The sequence below is a fragment of the Mycobacterium shigaense genome, from assembly GCF_002356315.1.
GTDB lineage: Bacteria > Actinomycetota > Actinomycetes > Mycobacteriales > Mycobacteriaceae > Mycobacterium > Mycobacterium shigaense.
Genome location: NZ_AP018164.1, coordinates 260,506 through 278,221, shown reverse-complemented (window position 1 = coordinate 278,221; position 17,716 = coordinate 260,506). Strand labels below are relative to the sequence as shown.

Annotated in this window: 18 protein-coding genes; 10 read left to right on the top strand and 8 right to left on the bottom strand. The window is 67.2% G+C overall.

What is annotated here, in order from left to right:
* The first annotated feature begins 19 nt into the window (after window positions 1–19).
* Entirely contained in the window at window positions 20–691 is a 672-nt protein-coding gene (locus MSG_RS01310; RefSeq protein ID WP_096436423.1) for a TetR family transcriptional regulator, read from the top strand.
* 10 nt (window positions 692–701) lie between these two features.
* On the opposite strand, the gene MSG_RS01305 is transcribed toward MSG_RS01310, so the two are convergent.
* Complete coding sequence (locus MSG_RS01305) at window positions 702–1,307, bottom strand: GNAT family N-acetyltransferase (RefSeq protein ID WP_096436421.1); 606 nt, start codon at window positions 1,305–1,307, stop codon at window positions 702–704.
* A 42-nt stretch (window positions 1,308–1,349) separates the two neighbouring features.
* Between MSG_RS01305 and MSG_RS01300 the strand changes: the two genes are divergently transcribed.
* The gene (locus tag MSG_RS01300) at window positions 1,350–2,447 is read left to right on the top strand and encodes a F420-dependent hydroxymycolic acid dehydrogenase (RefSeq protein WP_096436419.1); all 1,098 of its coding nucleotides are present in this window, start codon (window positions 1,350–1,352) and stop codon (window positions 2,445–2,447) included.
* A 117-nt stretch (window positions 2,448–2,564) separates the two neighbouring features.
* Window positions 2,565–3,857, top strand: coding sequence for an acyl-CoA dehydrogenase family protein (locus MSG_RS01295; RefSeq protein WP_181159136.1), 1,293 nt, complete (start codon window positions 2,565–2,567; stop codon window positions 3,855–3,857).
* Between the two features lie 43 nt (window positions 3,858–3,900).
* On the opposite strand, the gene MSG_RS01290 is transcribed toward MSG_RS01295, so the two are convergent.
* The gene (locus MSG_RS01290) at window positions 3,901–4,182 is read right to left on the bottom strand and encodes a DivIVA domain-containing protein (protein WP_096436415.1); all 282 of its coding nucleotides are present in this window, start codon (window positions 4,180–4,182) and stop codon (window positions 3,901–3,903) included.
* A gap of 4 nt (window positions 4,183–4,186) precedes the next feature.
* Entirely contained in the window at window positions 4,187–4,642 is a 456-nt protein-coding gene (locus MSG_RS01285) for a MaoC family dehydratase (RefSeq protein ID WP_096436413.1), read from the bottom strand.
* Between the two features lie 35 nt (window positions 4,643–4,677).
* Here MSG_RS01285 and MSG_RS01280 point away from each other — a divergent pair, with 35 nt between their 5' ends.
* The 5 genes from MSG_RS01280 (at window position 4,678) to ag85C (ending at window position 8,598) form a co-directional block, all read left to right on the top strand.
* On the top strand, window positions 4,678–5,175 hold the full coding sequence (locus tag MSG_RS01280) for a metallophosphoesterase family protein (protein WP_096436411.1): 498 nt from the start codon (window positions 4,678–4,680) through the stop codon (window positions 5,173–5,175).
* A gap of 56 nt (window positions 5,176–5,231) precedes the next feature.
* Complete coding sequence (locus MSG_RS01275) at window positions 5,232–5,690, top strand: MarR family winged helix-turn-helix transcriptional regulator (protein WP_096436409.1); 459 nt, start codon at window positions 5,232–5,234, stop codon at window positions 5,688–5,690.
* On the top strand, window positions 5,687–6,514 hold the full coding sequence (locus MSG_RS01270) for an ATP-binding cassette domain-containing protein (protein ID WP_096436407.1): 828 nt from the start codon (window positions 5,687–5,689) through the stop codon (window positions 6,512–6,514). The genes MSG_RS01275 and MSG_RS01270 overlap by 4 nt, the downstream gene beginning before the upstream one ends.
* Window positions 6,504–7,322, top strand: coding sequence for an ABC transporter permease (locus tag MSG_RS01265; RefSeq protein ID WP_373421122.1), 819 nt, complete (start codon window positions 6,504–6,506; stop codon window positions 7,320–7,322). The genes MSG_RS01270 and MSG_RS01265 overlap by 11 nt, the downstream gene beginning before the upstream one ends.
* A gap of 247 nt (window positions 7,323–7,569) precedes the next feature.
* Window positions 7,570–8,598 (top strand): diacylglycerol acyltransferase/mycolyltransferase Ag85C, encoded by a 1,029-nt coding sequence (gene ag85C / locus MSG_RS01260; protein ID WP_096436405.1) that lies wholly within the window; start codon window positions 7,570–7,572, stop codon window positions 8,596–8,598.
* 64 nt (window positions 8,599–8,662) lie between these two features.
* Here ag85C and MSG_RS01255 read toward each other — a convergent pair whose 3' ends face one another.
* The 5 genes from MSG_RS01255 to MSG_RS01235 all read right to left on the bottom strand — a co-directional run bounded on the left by MSG_RS01255 (window position 8,663) and on the right by MSG_RS01235 (window position 14,839).
* A complete protein-coding gene (locus MSG_RS01255; protein WP_118915815.1) occupies window positions 8,663–9,670 on the bottom strand; it encodes an IS481 family transposase in 1,008 nt (335 codons plus the stop codon).
* Window positions 9,671–9,785: 115 nt separating this feature from the next.
* Window positions 9,786–10,472, bottom strand: a complete 687-nt coding sequence (locus tag MSG_RS01250; RefSeq protein WP_373421169.1) for a YoaK family protein — start codon at window positions 10,470–10,472, stop codon at window positions 9,786–9,788.
* Window positions 10,473–10,502: 30 nt separating this feature from the next.
* Window positions 10,503–11,855, bottom strand: a complete 1,353-nt coding sequence (locus MSG_RS01245; RefSeq protein ID WP_096436401.1) for a maltokinase N-terminal cap-like domain-containing protein — start codon at window positions 11,853–11,855, stop codon at window positions 10,503–10,505.
* A 73-nt stretch (window positions 11,856–11,928) separates the two neighbouring features.
* Window positions 11,929–13,704, bottom strand: coding sequence for a maltose alpha-D-glucosyltransferase (gene treS, locus MSG_RS01240; protein ID WP_096443896.1), 1,776 nt, complete (start codon window positions 13,702–13,704; stop codon window positions 11,929–11,931).
* Window positions 13,705–13,813: 109 nt separating this feature from the next.
* The gene (locus MSG_RS01235; protein WP_096436399.1) at window positions 13,814–14,839 is read right to left on the bottom strand and encodes a S1C family serine protease; all 1,026 of its coding nucleotides are present in this window, start codon (window positions 14,837–14,839) and stop codon (window positions 13,814–13,816) included.
* Window positions 14,840–14,963: 124 nt separating this feature from the next.
* On the opposite strand from MSG_RS01235, the gene MSG_RS01230 reads away from it, so the two are divergent.
* A complete protein-coding gene (locus MSG_RS01230; protein ID WP_096436397.1) occupies window positions 14,964–15,407 on the top strand; it encodes a TIGR03668 family PPOX class F420-dependent oxidoreductase in 444 nt (147 codons plus the stop codon).
* A 113-nt stretch (window positions 15,408–15,520) separates the two neighbouring features.
* Window positions 15,521–17,680 carry an elongation factor G-like protein EF-G2 gene (locus MSG_RS01225; protein WP_096436395.1) on the top strand — a complete coding sequence of 720 codons (2,160 nt, stop codon included), beginning with the start codon at window positions 15,521–15,523 and terminating at the stop codon, window positions 17,678–17,680.
* Window positions 17,681–17,716: the final 36 nt, after the last annotated feature.

Genomic DNA, 17,716 nt, shown 5'->3' with positions numbered 1-17,716 from the left:
TTGTGGTAGGGTTCACATAGTGAACGGTCGTACTCCTGGTTCACGGCACAAGTCCAGCCGGAGCCGCTCGGGCGAAAGCCAGTCGCGCGAGGAGCGCAAGGAGGCGACCCGGCGCGCCATCATCGCCGCGGCACTCAAGCTCTTGCAGGACCGCAGCCTGTCCAGCCTGAGCCTGCGCGAGGTCACGCGGGAGGTCGGCATCGTGCCTGCCGCGTTCTACCGCCACTTCGAGTCGATGGAAGCACTGGGCCTCGTGCTCGTCGACGAGTCGTTCCGCAGCCTGCGCGACACGCTGCGCGAGGCGCGCGCCGGCAAGCTCGATCCGAACCGGGTGATCGAGTCGTCCGTCGAGATTCTGGTCGCCAGCGTCGCCGATCGCCGGGAGCACTGGCGGCTCATCGGCCGCGAGCGCAACAGCGGGCTGAGCGTGCTGCGCTACGCCATTCGCACCGAGATCCGGCTGATCACCTCGGAGCTGGCGACCGACCTGGCCCGCTTCCCGGGCCTCAACGCGTGGAGCACCGAGGACCTCAACGTGTTGGCGACCCTGTTCGTCAACTCGATGATCGTCATCGCCGAGGCGATCGAGGACGCCCAGACCGCCGAGGCGCTGGACGATATCCGCCGCCTTGCCGTCAAGCAGCTACGGATGATCGCCATCGGCATCGCCGGCTGGCGAAGCAAACCGTGAGTCCGGGCCGCTAACGCGCGTCCCGCCACATCGCAAACAACGGGGGTCCCCCGCCGGGCAGCTCGATTTCCCGGGTGACCGCGAAGCCGAAACGCTGGTAATACGACACGTTTTCGGGCTTGCTCGACTCGAGATAGGCCGGACAGTGCTCGGCGTCGCAGCGGTCCAACCGGGACCGCATCAACGCCTGCCCGAAACCTTGGCCACGGACCGAGGGGGCGCTGCCGATGGCGGCCAGATACCAGTGCGGCTCTTCGGGGTGGAAGCGCTTCATGAGTTCCTGCACCCCGCGGGCCTGTGCCGTGCGCAAGCCGAAGACCCGCAGAAAACTCGGCACCATCGCCCATTCCGCACGACGTGTCTCCCGCCAGTGATTCGGCGGATCCCACAGAGCCGCAGCGCCGATGGCCGGCCCGTCGGACGCGACCTCCACCCCACCGTGGGCCAGGTGGTGGTGCCGGGTTATCGCCGTAAACATGCGGCTCAGCTGACGCAGCCGCTTACCCGAGTCGGGCAGGATCCATTCCATGACCGGGTCGTCGTAGAAGGCCCGGCTCAAGGTGGCGGCGAGTTCGCCGATGTCGGACTGGTGCGCCGGACGTGCCTGCGGGGTCACATCGTCAGGCTAGCGGGTCGCCGGAGCGGTTATTCTGCTCCGATGGCCGATTTTTCGCGGCGGACGTTCGCGCGGGTGGCCGCCGGGGCTGGCGTGCTCGGTGCCGCCGGGGCGGCCGCCGCGTGCGGCAAGCAGGGCGGCGATCAGGCCAAGCCCGCCGCTCCCCCGCCACCGGCGCCCAAGAATGTGGGGCTGGTGCTCGCACACGAGCAGTTCCGCACCGATCAGCTGGTGGCACAGGCCAAGGCAGCCGAAGATGCCGGCTTTCAGTACGTCTGGGCCAGCGACCACATCCAGCCGTGGCAGGACAACGAAGGCCACTCGATGTTTCCCTGGCTGACCCTGGCGCTGGTCGGCAACAGCACCAGCCGCATCACCTTCGGCACCGGCGTCACCACCCCGACTTACCGCTACCACCCCGCGATCGTCGCGCAGGCGTTCGCGTCCCTGGCGATTCTCAGCCCGGGGCGGGTGTTTCTCGGTGTGGGTACCGGCGAGCAGCTCAACGAGCTGGCCACCACCAACACCTGGGGCAAGTACAGGGAGCGGCACGACCGGCTGGTCGAGGCGATCGGGCTGATCCGCCAGCTGTGGAGCGGCCAGCGAATCTCGTTTGCGGGCCGCTACTTTCAAACCGATTCCTTGAAGCTGTACGACGTGCCGGCCGCACCGCCGCCGATTTTCGTGGCGGCCAGCGGCCCCAAGAGCGCGACACTGGCCGGCCAGTACGGCGACGGCTGGATCACCCAGGCCCGCGACGTCACGAACCCGAAGCTCGTCGCCGCGCTGAACGCGGGTGCGCAGGCCGCCGGGCGCGACCCCAAGACCCTGGGCAAGCGCGTCGAGATGTTCGCCGTCGTCGGCGATAACGCGCAGGCCACCAAGGCCGCCGACCTGTGGCGGTTCAGCGCCGGTGGCTTCGACCGGCCCAACCCCGCCGAGATCCAGCGATCCGCCGCGTCGGTTCCGCTCGACAAGGTGCTGGCCAACTGGACGGTCGGCACGGATGCGGGCGCGCACGTCGCCGCCGTGCAGGCGCTGCTCGACGCCGGTGCCGTCCCGTTCCTGCACTTCCCGCAGGACGACCCGATCACCGCCATCAACTTCTATCGCGACAACGTCTTGCCCAAGCTGCACTGATCATCAACGCGGCGGTCGCAACGAGGCCCTAGGTGCCGCGCACCTACGATGAGGTAGCTCCAACTAGCGATCGCTCAGATGCCGGCGCGACGGTGCGCCGGGGAATGGTTGGCCACCGTGTGGGACTTCGAGACGGACCCGGAATATCAGGCGAAGCTGGACTGGGTCGAAAAGTTCATGGTCGACGAGCTGGAACCGCTCGATCTGGTCGCCCTTGATCCGTACGACAAACAGAACCCCGAGATGATGGGCATCCTGCGGCCGCTGCAGCAGCAGGCGAAGGACCAGGGTCTGTGGGCCGCGCATCTGGGGCCCGAACTCGGCGGTCAGGGCTTCGGTCAAGTGAAGTTGGCGCTGCTCAACGAAATCCTCGGGCGCTCCCGCTGGGCGCCGTCGGTGTTCGGCTGCCAGGCGCCGGATTCCGGTAACGCCGAGATCCTCGCGCTGTTCGGCACCGACGAGCAGAAGGCCCGCTACCTGCAGCCGTTGCTCGACGGCGAGATCTCCTCGTGCTACTCGATGACCGAACCCCAGGGCGGCTCCGATCCGGGGATGTTCGTGACGAACGCGGTCCGCGACGGCGACGATTGGGTCATCAACGGGGAGAAGTGGTTTTCCAGCAACGCCAAGCACGCGTCATTCTTCATCGTCATGGCCGTGACCAAACCTGACGCGCGCACGTACGACAAGATGTCGCTGTTCATCGTCCCGGGCGAGACGCCGGGGATCGAGATCATTCGCAATGTCGGGGTGGGCGGCGAGTCAAAGCACGGGTCGCACGGTTACGTCCGTTACAACGACGTCCGGGTGCCTGCCGATCATGTGCTGGGCGGCGAGGGATCGGCGTTCATGATCGCCCAGACGCGCCTCGGTGGCGGCCGTGTTCACCACGCGATGCGCACAATTGCATTGGCCCGCAAAGCTTTTGACATGATGTGTGAGCGCGCGGTGTCACGCAAGACCAGGCATGGCCATCTCTCCGATTTTCAGATGACTCAGGAGAAGATCGCCGACAGCTGGATCCAGATCGAGCAGTTCCGGCTGTTGGTGCTGCGCACCGCCTGGCTGATCGACAAGCATCACGACTACCAGAAGGTGCGCCGCGACATCGCCGCCGTGAAGGTCGCGATGCCCGCGGTGCTGCACGACGTGGCTCAGCGAGCCCTGCACCTGCACGGCGCGCTCGGAGTTTCCGACGAGATGCCGTTCGTCAAGATGCTGGTGGCCGCGGAGTCGCTGGGTATCGCCGACGGCGCCACCGAGCTGCACAAGATGACGGTGGCCCGACGCACGCTGCGCGAATATCAGCCCGTGACGACGCCTTTCCCGTCCGCGCACATACCGACCCGGCGCGCCGAGTCGCACGCGCGGCTGGCCGCACGTTTAGAGCACTCGATCGCCGAGTTCTAGCGGCACCGGCAGAGCGCCGGCCTGCCGGGCGCGGGGCGCAAGGTCAGCCCGACTCGAGCGACTGGATGGCGACCACCGCGCGGTCGAGAAATTCGTCAACCTGATCTTCGTGGTAGCCGCGGCGAAACAGCGGCGGTGGGCGAAACACCGCGGTACGCACCTCCTGCGCTGACAGCCTGTTGTGTGATTCGAGACGCTCTTCGATCCGCCTCAGCAGGTCGTCCACGTCATCGCGGCGGTAACCGCGTTCGCCGATCGGCGGCGACGAGAACGTGACCTCGCGGACGTCGTCGGCGGTGAGAAGTTCGCGGCGCGACTTCGGCATGCGCTCAGGAGATGTAGCGCACGATGCTTTCGGCCACACAGGCCGGCTTGGCCGACCCGTCGATCTCGACGGTGGTCGACACCGTCGCCTGCACGGCCCCATTGCCGACGTCGTCGACGCTAACCAACGAACTCTGCGCGCGCACCCTGGAACCGACCGGAACCGGCGCGGGAAAGCGAACCTTGTTGAGGCCGTAATTGATCGCGAGCTTGATGCCCTTGACGGTGTACATGTCATGCTGCAGCCGCGGCAGCAGCGCCAGGGTCATGAAGCCGTGCGCGATGGTCGTGCCGAACGGACCGGCGGCCGCCTGCTCCGGGTCGACGTGGATCCATTGGTGATCGCCGGTCGCATCGGCGAACAGATTGACCTCTTCCTGCGTTATGGTCACCCAGTCGCTCTGACCGATGGTCTCGCCCGCGGCGGCGGCGAGGTCGGCGACTGACTCGAAAGTGCGCATGGCCTCTCCTTTGATCGTGGGTAAGCATAGAACTCATGCGACTGCTGCTCATTGCCGATACCCACGTTCCGAAGCGGGCCCGCCAGTTGCCCCCGCAGCTGTGGGACGAAGTCGCCGGCGCGGACGTCGTCGTGCATGCCGGTGACTGGGTGGGGGTCGAGTTGATCGACGAGCTGCAAGCCAGGGCTGCCCGGCTGATCGGATGCTGGGGCAACAACGACGGGCCCGCGGTGCGGGCGCGGCTGCCGGAACTGGCCGACGTGACGTTGGCCGGCCTCCGCCTGACCGTGGTGCACGAGACCGGCGCTGCCGCCGGCCGCGAGGCCCGGATGTCGCGGCTGTACCCGGATCGCGACGTCGTGGTGTTCGGGCACAGCCACATCCCGTGGGACACCACGACGGACACGGGACTGCGCCTGCTCAACCCGGGCTCGCCCACCGACCGGCGCCGGCAGCCGTTCTGCAGCTACATGACCGCCCGCGTCGACGACGGAAACGTGACGGACGTCATCCTGCACCGCCTCGACAACTAGCGCAGGGACAGGCGCGACATAGCCCGCGCACATAGTTAGCTCGTAAACAGAGCTGTATGCCCGCAGTGAAGTCTGAGGTCGACCTGGTCACCGAGGTGTTCGGCGTCCTCGGCCGATTCCGGCGGCAGCTGCGGTCCGCGGGTCGCGGCTTTGCCTCCGCCCGGGTCACCGAGTCACAGTCGGAGCTGCTGTGGCTGATCGGCCGGCAACCGGGGATCTCGGTGCGCGCCGCGGCGGCCGAACTGGGGCTGGTGCCCAACACCGCCTCGACACTGGTCTCGAAGCTGGTCGCGGGCGGCCTGCTGATCCGGACCGTCGACTCGGCCGACCGGCGCGCCTGCCAGTTGCGGCTCGCCGAGCCCGCACAGCAGATCGTCGACGCGTCCAGAGCCGCCCACCGGGTGCTGCTGTCCGACGTGCTCGACGAACTCGACAGCGATCAAATCGATTCTCTGACAGCGGGGTTGAGGGTTCTCCACACGATGACACGACGATTACGGGAGCGCAGACCATGACCGAACTACTGCCGATGGCGATCGACTGCCAGCACCTGACCTACCGCTACGGCCAGTTCACCGCGGTCGATGACCTGACGTTGCAGGTGCGCCCCGGCGAGACGATGGGCCTGCTCGGGCCGAACGGCGCCGGCAAGACGACCCTGGTGCGGATGCTGACCACGCTGACACCGGTCCAGAACGGCGAGCTGCGCATCTTCGGGCTGGACTCGGTGCGTCAGACCACCGATATCCGCAGCAATATCGGCTATGTGCCGCAACAACTCTCGATCGAGCCGGCGCTGACCGGGCGGCAAAATGTGGCATGGTTCGCGCGGCTGTACGGCGTCCCGCGCGCCGAACGGGCGGACCGCGTCGAGCAGGCGCTGGCCGCCATGGAGCTGCTCGAAGTCGCCGACCGGCTGGCGGGCTCCTATTCCGGCGGCATGGTGCGCCGCCTGGAAGTCGCCCAGGCACTGGTCAACCGCCCGTCGCTGCTGGTGCTCGACGAACCGACCGTCGGACTGGATCCCATTGCCCGCGAAGGCGTCTGGACCCAGGTGCAGAGCATGCAGGCCCAGTTCGGCATGACTGTGCTGCTGACCACCCACTACATGGAAGAAGCCGACGCCCTGTGCGACCGGGTGGCGCTGATGCATCGCGGCGTGTTACGGGCGGTGGGGACGCCGGCAGATCTAAAGGCACACGTGTCCAAGGTGTCGCCCCGCGCCACGCTCGAGGACGTATTCCGCCACTACGCGGCCTCCGACCTCACCGAATCTGCGGCGTCGTCCGAGTTCCGCGAAATCCGTTCCAGTAGAAGGGTTGCCAGCCGTGCCAGTTGACCAAGCCGTCCAGCCGACCCTGGTCCGCGCCCCGCGGGGGTGGCAGCGAGTGTGCGCCACCATGAGCCGCGTCGGCGCCTTCGCGATCGTCGAAATGCAGAAGCTGCGGCACGATCGCACCGAACTCGTCACCCGCATGGTGCAGCCGGCGTTGTGGCTGCTGATCTTCGGCACGACTTTTTCCAAGCTACACGTCATCCACACCGGGTCGGTGTCCTACCTGGCATTTCTGGCGCCGGGCATCATCGCGCAGTCGGCGCTGTTCAGCTCGATTTTCTATGGCATCCAGATCATTTGGGATCGCGATGCCGGCGTGCTGGCCAAACTCATGGTCACCCCGGCTCCGGCGTCGGCACTGATCACCGGCAAGGCATTCGCCGCCGGGGTGCGCTCGGTCGCGCAGGTCGTCGGCGTGCTGGCGCTGGCGTACGTGATGAACGTGGGCCTCACCGTCAACCCGCTGCGGATCCTGGCGGCGATGGTCGTCGTGATGCTGGGCGCGGCGTTCTTCGCCTGCCAGTCGATGACGTTGGCCGGGTTGGTGCGCAGCCGCGACCGGCTGATGGGTATCGGTCAGGCCATCACCATGCCGCTGTTCTTCGGGTCCAACGCGCTGTACCCGGTCGACGTCATGCCGTCCTGGCTGCGGGTGCTCAGCACCGTCAATCCGCTGAGCTACGAGGTCGACGCCCTGCGGGCGATGCTGATCGGCACGCCGCTCAATCCGCTGGACTTCAGCGTGCTGGCGGCCGCCGCTGTGATCGGAATCGGCACGGCCGCAACGCTATTGCGTCGCCTCGTCGCGTAGCGGGACCGCGGGCCGATAGCGCACCGGTACCCAGATCTGCAAGGTGGCCGCATCGTTTCGATAGGCGATCGTGACTCGTTTGCGACGTTTGCCGGCCGTGTCCCAATCGTTGCCCAACCGCGATCTTGTCGCGCGGCCGTGACGCACCGATTACGTCGGGCGGCTGTGTTTCACTCCCCGAGAACGGATTCCACGTGTGGTGCACGGCACCGGAAAACGATTGAAAGTTGAGATGGGGTAGAGGGCTATGTCGTTCTTACAAGAGGTGCGAAGGTTGCGTGTCGCCGCGGCGGGCATGCCGCGCCGGCTGGCGATCGCGGCCATGGGTGCGGCCCTGCTGTCGGGTCTGGTGGCCGCCGGCGGCGGCTCGGCGCCCGCGGGGGCGTTCTCCAAGGCGGGGCTGCCCGTGGAGTACCTGCAGATCCCCTCGCCGTCGATGGGCCGCAACATCAAGGTCGAATTCCAGGGCGGCGGTGCGCACGCCGTGTACCTGCTGGACGGTCTGCGGGCTCAGGACGACTACAACGGCTGGGACATCAACACCCCGGCCTTCGAGGAGTTCTACCAGTCCGGCCTGTCGGTGATCATGCCCGTGGGCGGCCAGTCCAGCTTCTACAGCAACTGGTACCAGCCGTCGTCGGGCAACGGCCAGAACTACACCTACAAGTGGGAGACGTTCCTGACCCAGGAGATGCCGCTGTGGCTGCAGGCCAACAAGCAGGTCTCCCCGCTCAACAACGCCGCGGTGGGTCTGTCGATGTCGGGCGGTTCCGCGCTGATCCTGGCCGCGTACTACCCGCAGCAGTTCCCTTATGCTGCATCGCTGTCCGGCTTCCTCAACCCGTCCGAGGGCTGGTGGCCGACGCTGATCGGCCTGGCCATGAACGACTCGGGCGGCTACAACGCCAACAGCATGTGGGGCCCGTCGAGCGACCCTGCCTGGAAGCGCAACGACCCGATGCTGCAGATCCCGCGGCTGGTGGCCAACAACACCCGCGTCTGGATCTACTGCGGTAACGGCACACCGAGCGACCTCGGCGGCGACAACATGCCGGCGAAGTTCCTCGAAGGCCTGACGCTGCGCACCAACGAGCAGTTCCAGAACACCTACACGGCAGCGGGTGGACGCAACGGCGTGTTCAACTTCCCTGCCAACGGGACGCACTCGTGGCCCTACTGGAATCAGCAGCTGATGGCGATGAAGCCTGACATGATTCAGGTCATCAACGCGGTCAACACGCCCCCGCCGGCCCCAGCCGCCACGCCGGGGACCTGATTCCCCAAGCCAGCATCGGCAGCAGCGCACCGGTCAGCGCTGCTGCCGATGCTTTTTTCGCGAGCTAGTTGTGATGTCCAGGGAGGTTGGTCAGTCTGGTGACTGGTGGCTTGCCTGCGATGGCGGAGTGGGCTCGATGGAAATTGTAGAAGTGCAGCCAGCCCGCTAAAGCGGTGTCGCGTTCTTTAGTGGACTGGTAGTGACGGGCGTAGGCCCAACCGTCGGCCATGGTGCGATGGAATCTCTCGATCTTTCCGTTGGTTTGCGGCCGGTACGGGCGGGTCCGCTTCGGAGTGACGCGCAACTCGGCACAGGCGTCACGCCACGCGAAGGATCGGTAGGCCGATCCGTTGTCTGAGAGCACCCGTTCGACGACGACCCCGCACTCGGCGAACCACGCGACTGCGCGCTGCAGCACGGCGACGGCCGTCGCGGCCTTCTCATCGGTACAGATCTCGGCGTAAGCCATCCGAGAGTGATCGTCGATCACGGTGTGTACGAACGCGATTCCGATCTTCGGGCGGTAATTCGTCGAGATGCCACCGCGTTCCCCGGTGCGGTGGCCGGTGGCGATGGCGTTGCGTTTGCTTTGTTCTCGACTCAGGAATCTGTGACCGCCACCGTCGGGGATGTTGGCGAACTTGGTGACGTCGACGTGGATCAACGCGCCGGGATGGGGATGTTCGTAGCGGCGCAGCGGTTCGCCGGTGACGCGGTCGATGTGGGATAGCCGGTTGATGCGGCACCGGGTCAGTACCGCGTGCACAGTGGAGGCCGGCACCCCCAAGCGCCCGCCGATCTGCACCGGCCCGAGCCGCTTGCGCCATCGCAGATCCACGATCCGGCGCATCAGCGCCGGTGCGGTCCTGGTGGGGCTGACGTGCGGACGTGAGCTGCGGTCGGCCATCCCGGCGGGCCCCTCGGCGCGGAACCGATCGGCCCACTTCTTGGCGGTTCGCGGGGCGACCATGAACATCTTCGCCGCCGCCGCGTAGGTCCAACCGGACTCGACGACGAGTCTGGCGAGCCTCAATCGAGCGCGCGGGGTCAGTGCAGCGTTAGCGTGGGACACGAAGGCCTCCTGGTTGATGAAGCGGTTCCTAGACAGCTCCACTTCACAACCGGAGGCCTTCCCTGTCACACAGACTCACCGATAACGGGAGAAACAACCTCCCTGGACATCACAGCTAGTCCACGGCGCGGCGGCGGTCCATGTGCAAATACGTGAAGGCGGTGGTCACCGCGCAGACGACGGTGGCCACCACCAGCATCCAGGTGCCGTTGACGACAAGGCTGATGGCGCCGCCGAACGCGGCGCCGAGCACGAAGCTGATGAACAGCAGGAAGTATCCCAGCCAGTCCGCGATGGTTCCGCCGGCCAGGTGCCGTTCGATGCCCTGGCCCATCTTGACGAGCGTGCCCGTCACGTAACTCAGCGGGATCGACACCTCGCCGTCCTTGACGAATGAGGTGTTCAGCGCGCCGATACCGAAGACCACCAACATGATCGGCGCGAAATCGAGCATGTTCTCGCCCCAGCCGTCTTCGATGACGTCCAGCGCGGTCGCCGCCACCAGGCTGGTCGTCGTCAGCACCGTGGGACCGTGCGGATGCCCCGACCAGAAGCGCCTGCGGGCCACCGAGGCGATCACCACGCCGGCGACGAAGCACACCAGCAGCAGCCCCGCGGTGATCGAGAGCAACACGTCATGCCGGAAGTACCCCAGCACCGCGCGCTGCGCGTTGCCCGTCATGAACGTGACGAAATAACCCTCGGAATGGGTGAATGCGGTCGCCCCCAACACGCCTGCCAGCGCGGCCAGCAGCCACGACAAGCGGTTCTCGCTGTCGAATATCGGACTTGTCACCCGCATATGCTGTCAAACGGCGCGGGCCCACGCCCGTCAAACGGCGGCGAGCCGAGCGATGGAACGCAGCGGGATCGGCAGCCACCCGGGCCGGTGACGCGCCTCGTACCCGGCCTCGTACACCGCCTTGTCGAGTTCGTACGCGGCCAGTAGCTGCGAGTGATCCCGCGGGTCGACGCCCGACGCGGCCGCATATCCCTCGCAGAACGCGGTCCGGTTGCGCTCCACCCACTCCCGGGCGCGCGCGGCCCGCTGCTTGTCCGAACCCTGATCCACCAACGGGCCGTAAGCGGCGTACTCGAACGAGCGCAGCACACCGGCCACGTCCCGCAACGGCGAATCTGGTGCCCGCCGCTCCTCGAGCGGCTGACCCGGCTCACCTTCGAAGTCGATCAGCAGCCAGCGCTCGGGGGTGCGCAGCACCTGCCCGAGGTGCAGGTCGCCGTGGACGCGCTGCACGGTCACCGGCTCGCCCTCGACCTTCTGGAATTGCTGCTCGATGGCGTCCGCGTGTTCCCTCAATTCGGGAACCAGCTCGACCGCCGCCGCCAACCGGGCGAGCACCGTGTCCACCGGGAAGGTCGTCTGCTCCGTTCCCAGGGATTCGGCCAGGGTCGCGTGCACGGACGCGACGGCTTCGCCCAGCCGGTTGGACTCGCCGGCGAAGTCACCGCCCACCTCGTGGGCGTACAGGTCGCCCTCGGCGAACAGGTCGCGAACGCTGGCCGTGGCCATCGCCCAGCCCTCGGCGGCGTTGGCCGCGAACTCCGTCACCATGCCCAGCGGCCACGCGGCATCGGCGGCCCGGGCGCCGTCGGAGTTGAGCTCGTAGGTGCCGAGCAATCGGGCCACGTGCGGGTTGCCGGCGCGACCGAGCACCCGGTTGAGTTCGATGTCGGGGTTGACGCCGCGGCTGACCCGGCGGAACACCTTGAAGATGGCGCGGCGATCGAAGATGACGCTGGTGTTGGACTGCTCGGCGTCGGAGACGTGCGGCACCGCATCCAGGGGCAGGACGGTGTCCGGCTCCTTGGCAAACGACACCTCGGCGCCCGTCCCGTCGCGCACAGCCGCGGAGTCCATCAACGACAGCAGGAATTGCGGCGCGTCGGCGTCATAGAGCGCGTCGAAGCCGGTCTGGTCGTCCGCGGCGCCGATCGTGGCGACCGTGCTGTATTCGGAGACCGGCGCGACGTCCCATTCAACGATCACCTGGTAACGCTCCGACGAGCCATTGGTGTAGCCGGCGTCGACCAGCACCAGGTCGAGGTCGTCGCGCAACGAGACGACGAGAGCGGTCTCGGCGGTCGACAGTTCGCGGTTGCGTCCGGCATACCAGCGCTGTTGTGGCAGCCATTCGGCCCACGGCAGGTTGGCAGTTCGTGTCATGAGCGACGTTCCTCCTCATCGCAGCGTCCGCCGCGGTTGGGCAGTACCTCCGCTGCATGGCGATTCGCGGTGGTCATGCGTTCTCCTCGGCGTGGTGCAGCAACTGGAACCAGTAGAACCCGTGTCCCGGCAGTGTCAGCAGATAGGGCAGGTGGCCGATGCGGGGAAACTCCACCTGGCCGGTCAGCTCGACCGGCGTGCACCCGCTCCACTGCTGCAGGTTCAGTTCGATGGGCTGCGGGAAACGCGACAGGTTGTTCACGCACAGCACGGTGTCGCCGTCGCCCGGCACCTGGCGCGCATACGCCAGCACCGACGGGTTGGACCCGCCCAATTCCTCGAACGAGCCGATGGCGAAGGCCTCGTGGCGGCGCCGCACCGCGAGCATGGTGCGCGTCCAGTTGAGCAACGACGTCGAGGTGTCACGCTGTGCCTCGACGTTGACCGCCTGATATCCGTAGACCGAGTCCTGGTTGGGCGGCAGATACAGCCGGCCGGGGGTGGCCTTCGAGAAACCCGCGTTGCGGTCCGGCGTCCACTGCATCGGGGTGCGCACCCCGTCGCGGTCACCCAACCAGATCACGTCGCCCATCCCGATTTCGTCCCCGTAATAGAGGACGGGTGAGCCCGGCAGCGACAACAGCAATGCGGTGAACAATTGCATCTGGTTGCGGTCGTTGTCCAGCAGCGGCGCCAGCCGGCGGCGAATCCCGACGTTCGCCTTCATCCGTGGATCCTTGGCGTACTCGGAGTACATGTAGTCGCGTTCCTCGTCGGTGACCATTTCCAGGGTCAGCTCGTCGTGGTTACGCAGGAAGATCCCCCACTGCGCCATGTCCGGGATGTCCGGCGTCTGCGCCAGGATCTCCGAGATCGGGAACCGCGATTCCCGGCGGACGGCCATGAAGATGCGCGGCATCAGCGGGAAGTGGAACGCCATGTGGCATTCGTCGCCGCCGGTGCTGGCATCCCCGAAGTATTCGACGACGTCGGCCGGCCACTGGTTGGCCTCTGCCAGCAGCACCCGGCCCGGGAATTCGTCGTCGATGACCTTGCGGACCTTCTTGAGGAAGGCGTGCGTCTCCGGCAGGTTCTCGCAGTTGGTGCCCTCGCGCTCGAACAGGTACGGCACGGCGTCCAGCCGAAATCCGTCAATCCCGAGGTCGAGCCAGAAGCGCAGCACGTCGATCATCGCTTCCTGCACGGTGGGGTTGTCGTAGTTCAGGTCCGGCTGGTGCGAGAAGAACCGGTGCCAGTAGAACTGCTTGCGCACCGGGTCGAACGTCCAGTTCGACTCCTCGGTGTCGATGAAGATGATCCGGGCGTCTTCGTACTTCTCGCTGGTGTCGCTCCACACGTAGTAGTCGCCGTACGGGCCGTCCGGGTCGTGCCGGGACTCCTGGAACCACGGGTGGGAATCCGAGGTGTGATTCATCACCAGGTCGGTGATGACACGGATTCCTCGCTCGTGCGCGGCGTTCAGCAACGCCACGAAGTCCTCGACGGTGCCGAACTCGGGTAATACCTTGTAGAAGTCGCGGATGTCATAGCCGCCGTCGCGCAGCGGGGAGTCGTAGAACGGCGGCAGCCAGATGCAGTCGATCCCCAGCCACTGCAGGTAGTCCAGGCGACCGATCAGCCCCTGCAGGTCGCCCGAGCCGTCCGCGTTGGCGTCGCAGAACGCCCGGACCAGAACCTCGTAGAACACGGCGTGCTTGAACCACGTCGGGTCGGCGGGCAGCGCGGTGGCATTCTCGAAATCCTCGGCCTCGGGGTGTTCGACCACGCCTCCCTCGACGTGACTGCCCCCGGCGGGATGGTGCTCGACAGCGTCTTTTGCGTCGTTCATCAATTCCACGATGCCACGGGTACCCGAGGCCGCAACTTGGGAATCACGTGAGCAGACTTGCCTAATGACAACCGAATTGGCCGGTCGCCGGACGGTAGTTGCGCGACGATCAGGCGGGCGGCCCGTCGCCCAGCACCACCGGCACGCTGTGCTCGCCGTCCTGGGAGCGCCAGCGCAAGGTGATGGTGTCCCCGGGGTGATGCGGCACCAGCACGTCGGTCATCGAGGTGGGACCGTTGATCGGGACGTTGTCGACGCCGATGATGGTGTCACCCGCCGCGATCCCGGAGCCCGCGGCCGGCCCCCCGTTGACCACCCGCGCAACCCGCGCGCCGTTGCCGCCGCCCTCGGCGACTCCGAGGCCGAGGAAGGCCGTCGGTCCGATGTGCACGGTGTTGGAGCCGGCCCCGCTGCGGATGGCACCGGCCACCCCCATCGCGCGACCGATCGGGATGGCAAAGCCCTGCCCGCCCGACATCTTGTAGCTGTCGCTGGCCGCGGTGTTCATCCCGACCACCTGGCCCGCGGCGTTGACCAGCGGGCCGCCCGAATCGCCCGGGCGGATCGCGGTGTCGGCCTGGATCAGGCCGCCCAGCCGTTCGTCGGCGCCGGTCAGCGTGTCGGTGGCCGAGACGGTCTGGTTGAGCGCGACGACCCGGCCGTGCACCGCCTCGGGCGCGCCGCTGCCGCCGGCGTTGCCGACGGCGGTCACCGGCTCGCCGATGGCGACGCCGCCGCCGATAGCCGCGGTGGGCAGGCCCCCCGCGCCGCGCAGTTGCAGCACCGCGACGTCGGCGTTGCGGTCATAGCCGATCACGTCGACGGCATAGGTCTGGCCGTTGCCGACGTCGAAGGCGTTGATGTCGGTGGCGCCGGAGATCACGTGGTTATTGGTCAGCACGACGCCGCCCGGGTCGATGACGATGCCGGTGCCGGCGCCGATCGCGCTGTTGTAGCCGAACTTGGTGTTGACGTTGACGATCTGCGGCGTGACGATTGCCGCGGGATCCAGCGGCAGCGGCCTGAGGGGTGTGGCGGACGCCGGCACCGTGGCCAGGCCCAGACCCAGCGCGGTCACTGCCAGCACGCTGGCCAACCATGACCACCAGATCGGGCGGTGGTGCCGTCTATTCATCCCCGTGCCTCCTGCTGCGAAGATCAGAATCCGCTCAGCCTTTGCTCTGAGCGGTACAGATTGTGTACATCACCGTAGTGCAGGTAGCTAGTTGAGACGCCGCTCAGGTCCATAAGCTGGCAGGATGGGCGAATTCGACCCGCGGGCCAGCTTCTCACAGTCCCCGGTGGCGCGGTTGGCCACCAGCACGCCCGACGGCAACCCGCACCTGGTGCCGGTGGTGTTCGCGGTGGCCACCGGCGGGCCGGACGGGCACGACGGGTACGACGGGTACGACGTGGTGTACACGGCCGTCGACGCGAAGCCGAAGACGACCAAACGGCTGCGCCGGCTCGCGAACATCCAGGCCAATCCGCAGGTGAGCCTGCTCGTCGACCACTACACCGAGGAGTGGACGCAGTTGTGGTGGGTCCGCGCTGACGGCACCGCCGCGGTTCATTCCGACGGCGCCCAAATGGACACCGGATATGCACTGCTGCGCGCGAAATACCCTCAGTACCAATCTGTTTCGCTAGACGGTCCGGTGATCGCGGTAACGGTGCGCCGTTGGTCGGGCTGGCACGCCTGACGCCGGTCTTGTGCTGAGCCGCAGTTGAGAGAAAGGTTGCCTACTAGATCTGTGAGCTGGGCCACACCGAGCGCGGCACGGTCCCGCCGGCGCGGCCGAAGTGGAGGAACGTGATGGCCGACAAAGCGAACGCCGCCCCGGGGACGGGAGCCGCTCCCACCGCGAACGGTCCGGGCGACGTTCGCAACATCGTGCTGGTAGGCCCGTCGGGCGGCGGCAAGACCACGCTGGTCGAGACCCTGCTGGTGGCGGGCGGGGTGCTGACGAGGCCCGGCTCGGTCGTCGACGGCAGCACCATCTGCGACTACGAGGAAGCGGAAATCCGCCAGCAACGGTCGGTCGGCGTCGCGGTGGCCTCCCTGGTGCAGGACGGCATCAAGATCAACCTGGTCGACACCCCCGGCTACGCCGATTTCGTCGGCGAGCTGCGGGCCGGGCTGCGGGCCGCGGACTGCGCACTGTTCGTGATCGCGGCCAACGAGGGTGTCGACGAGCCGACCAAATCGCTGTGGCAAGAGTGCAGCCAGGTCGGCATGCCCCGCGCCGTAGTGATCACCAAGCTCGACCACGCCCGGGCCAACTACGCCGAGGCCCTGGCCGCCGCCCAGGACGCGTTCGGCGACAAGGTCATGCCGCTGTATCTGCCGACCGGCCTACCGTCCTGCACGGGGCTGATCGGCCTGCTGTCGCAGCAGCGCTACCTGTACTCCGGCGGCAAGCGGACCGCCGAGCCCCCGGATCCCGCCGATGCCGAGCGCGTCGAGGACGCGCGCGGCACCCTGATCGAAGGCATCATCGAGGAATCCGAGGACGAGTCACTCATGGAGCGGTACCTCGGCGGCGAGAGGATCGACGAGTCGGTGCTCATAAAAGACCTGGAGCGGGCCGTCGCCCGCGGTTCGTTCTTCCCGGTGCTCCCGGTGTGCAGCGGTACCGGCGTGGGCACGCTGGAATTGCTGGAAATCGCCACCCGCGGATTCCCCTCCCCGATGGAACACTCGATGCCCGAAGTCTTTACCCCGCTGGGCGCCCCGCACGCCGAGCTGGCGTGCGATGTGGGGGCCCCGCTGCTGGCCGAGGTGGTGAAGACGACCTCGGACCCCTACGTCGGCAGGGTCAGCCTGGTCCGGGTCTTCTCCGGGACCATCCGGCCCGACACGACCGTCCATGTGTCGGGCCATTTTTCGTCGTTCTTCGGCGAGTCCAACGGGAACGGCAACACCCACCCCGACCACGACGAGGACGAACGCATCGGCGTGCTGTCCTTCCCGCTGGGCAAGCAGCAGCGTCCGGCGCCGGCTGTGGTCGCCGGCGACATCTGCGCGATCGGCAAGCTGAGCCGGGCCGAAACCGGTGACACGCTGTCGGATAAGTCCGAACCCCTGGTCCTGCGGCCCTGGGCGATGCCGGAACCGCTGCTGCCGATAGCGATTGCCGCGCACGCCAAGACCGACGAGGACAAGCTCTCCGTGGGGCTGGGACGGCTCGCCGCCGAAGACCCGACGCTGCGGATCGAGCAGAACCAGGAAACGCACCAGATCGTGCTGTGGTGCATGGGCGAGGCTCACGCCGGCGTCGTGCTCGATGCGCTGGCCAACCGGTACGGCGTCACGGTGGACACCGTCGAGCTGCGCGTGCCGCTACGAGAAACGTTCGGCGGCAAGGCAAAAGGGCACGGCCGGCACGTCAAGCAGTCCGGCGGCCACGGCCAGTACGCGGTCTGCGAGATCGAAGTCGAACCGCTGCCCGAGGGCTCGGGTTTCGAGTTCCTCGACAAAGTTGTCGGCGGCGCGGTACCGCGGCAGTTCATCCCCAGCGTCGAGAAGGGCGTGCGCGCGCAGATGGACAAGGGCGTCCACGCCGGCTACCCGGTGGTCGACATCCGGGTCACCCTGCTCGACGGCAAGGCCCACAGCGTGGACTCCTCGGACTTCGCGTTCCAGATGGCCGGTTCCCTCGCGCTGCGGGAGGCCGCGGCCGCCACCAAGGTCAGCCTGCTCGAGCCGATCGACGAGATCTCGGTATTGATACCCGACGATTTCGTCGGGGCGGTGATGGGCGACCTGTCGGGCCGTCGGGGCCGCGTGCTCGGCACCGATACCGCGGGCCACGACCGCACGGTGGTGCGGGCCGAGGTGCCGCAGGTCGAGCTGACCCGGTACGCGATCGATCTGCGGTCACTGGCGCACGGGGCCGCGTCCTTCACGCGTTCGTTTGCCCGCTACGAACCGATGCCGGAATCCGCGGCGAACCGGGTGCAGGCTACTGTGTGAAAGCACCTGAGAAGCAACCAGATTGGGACCTCGGAT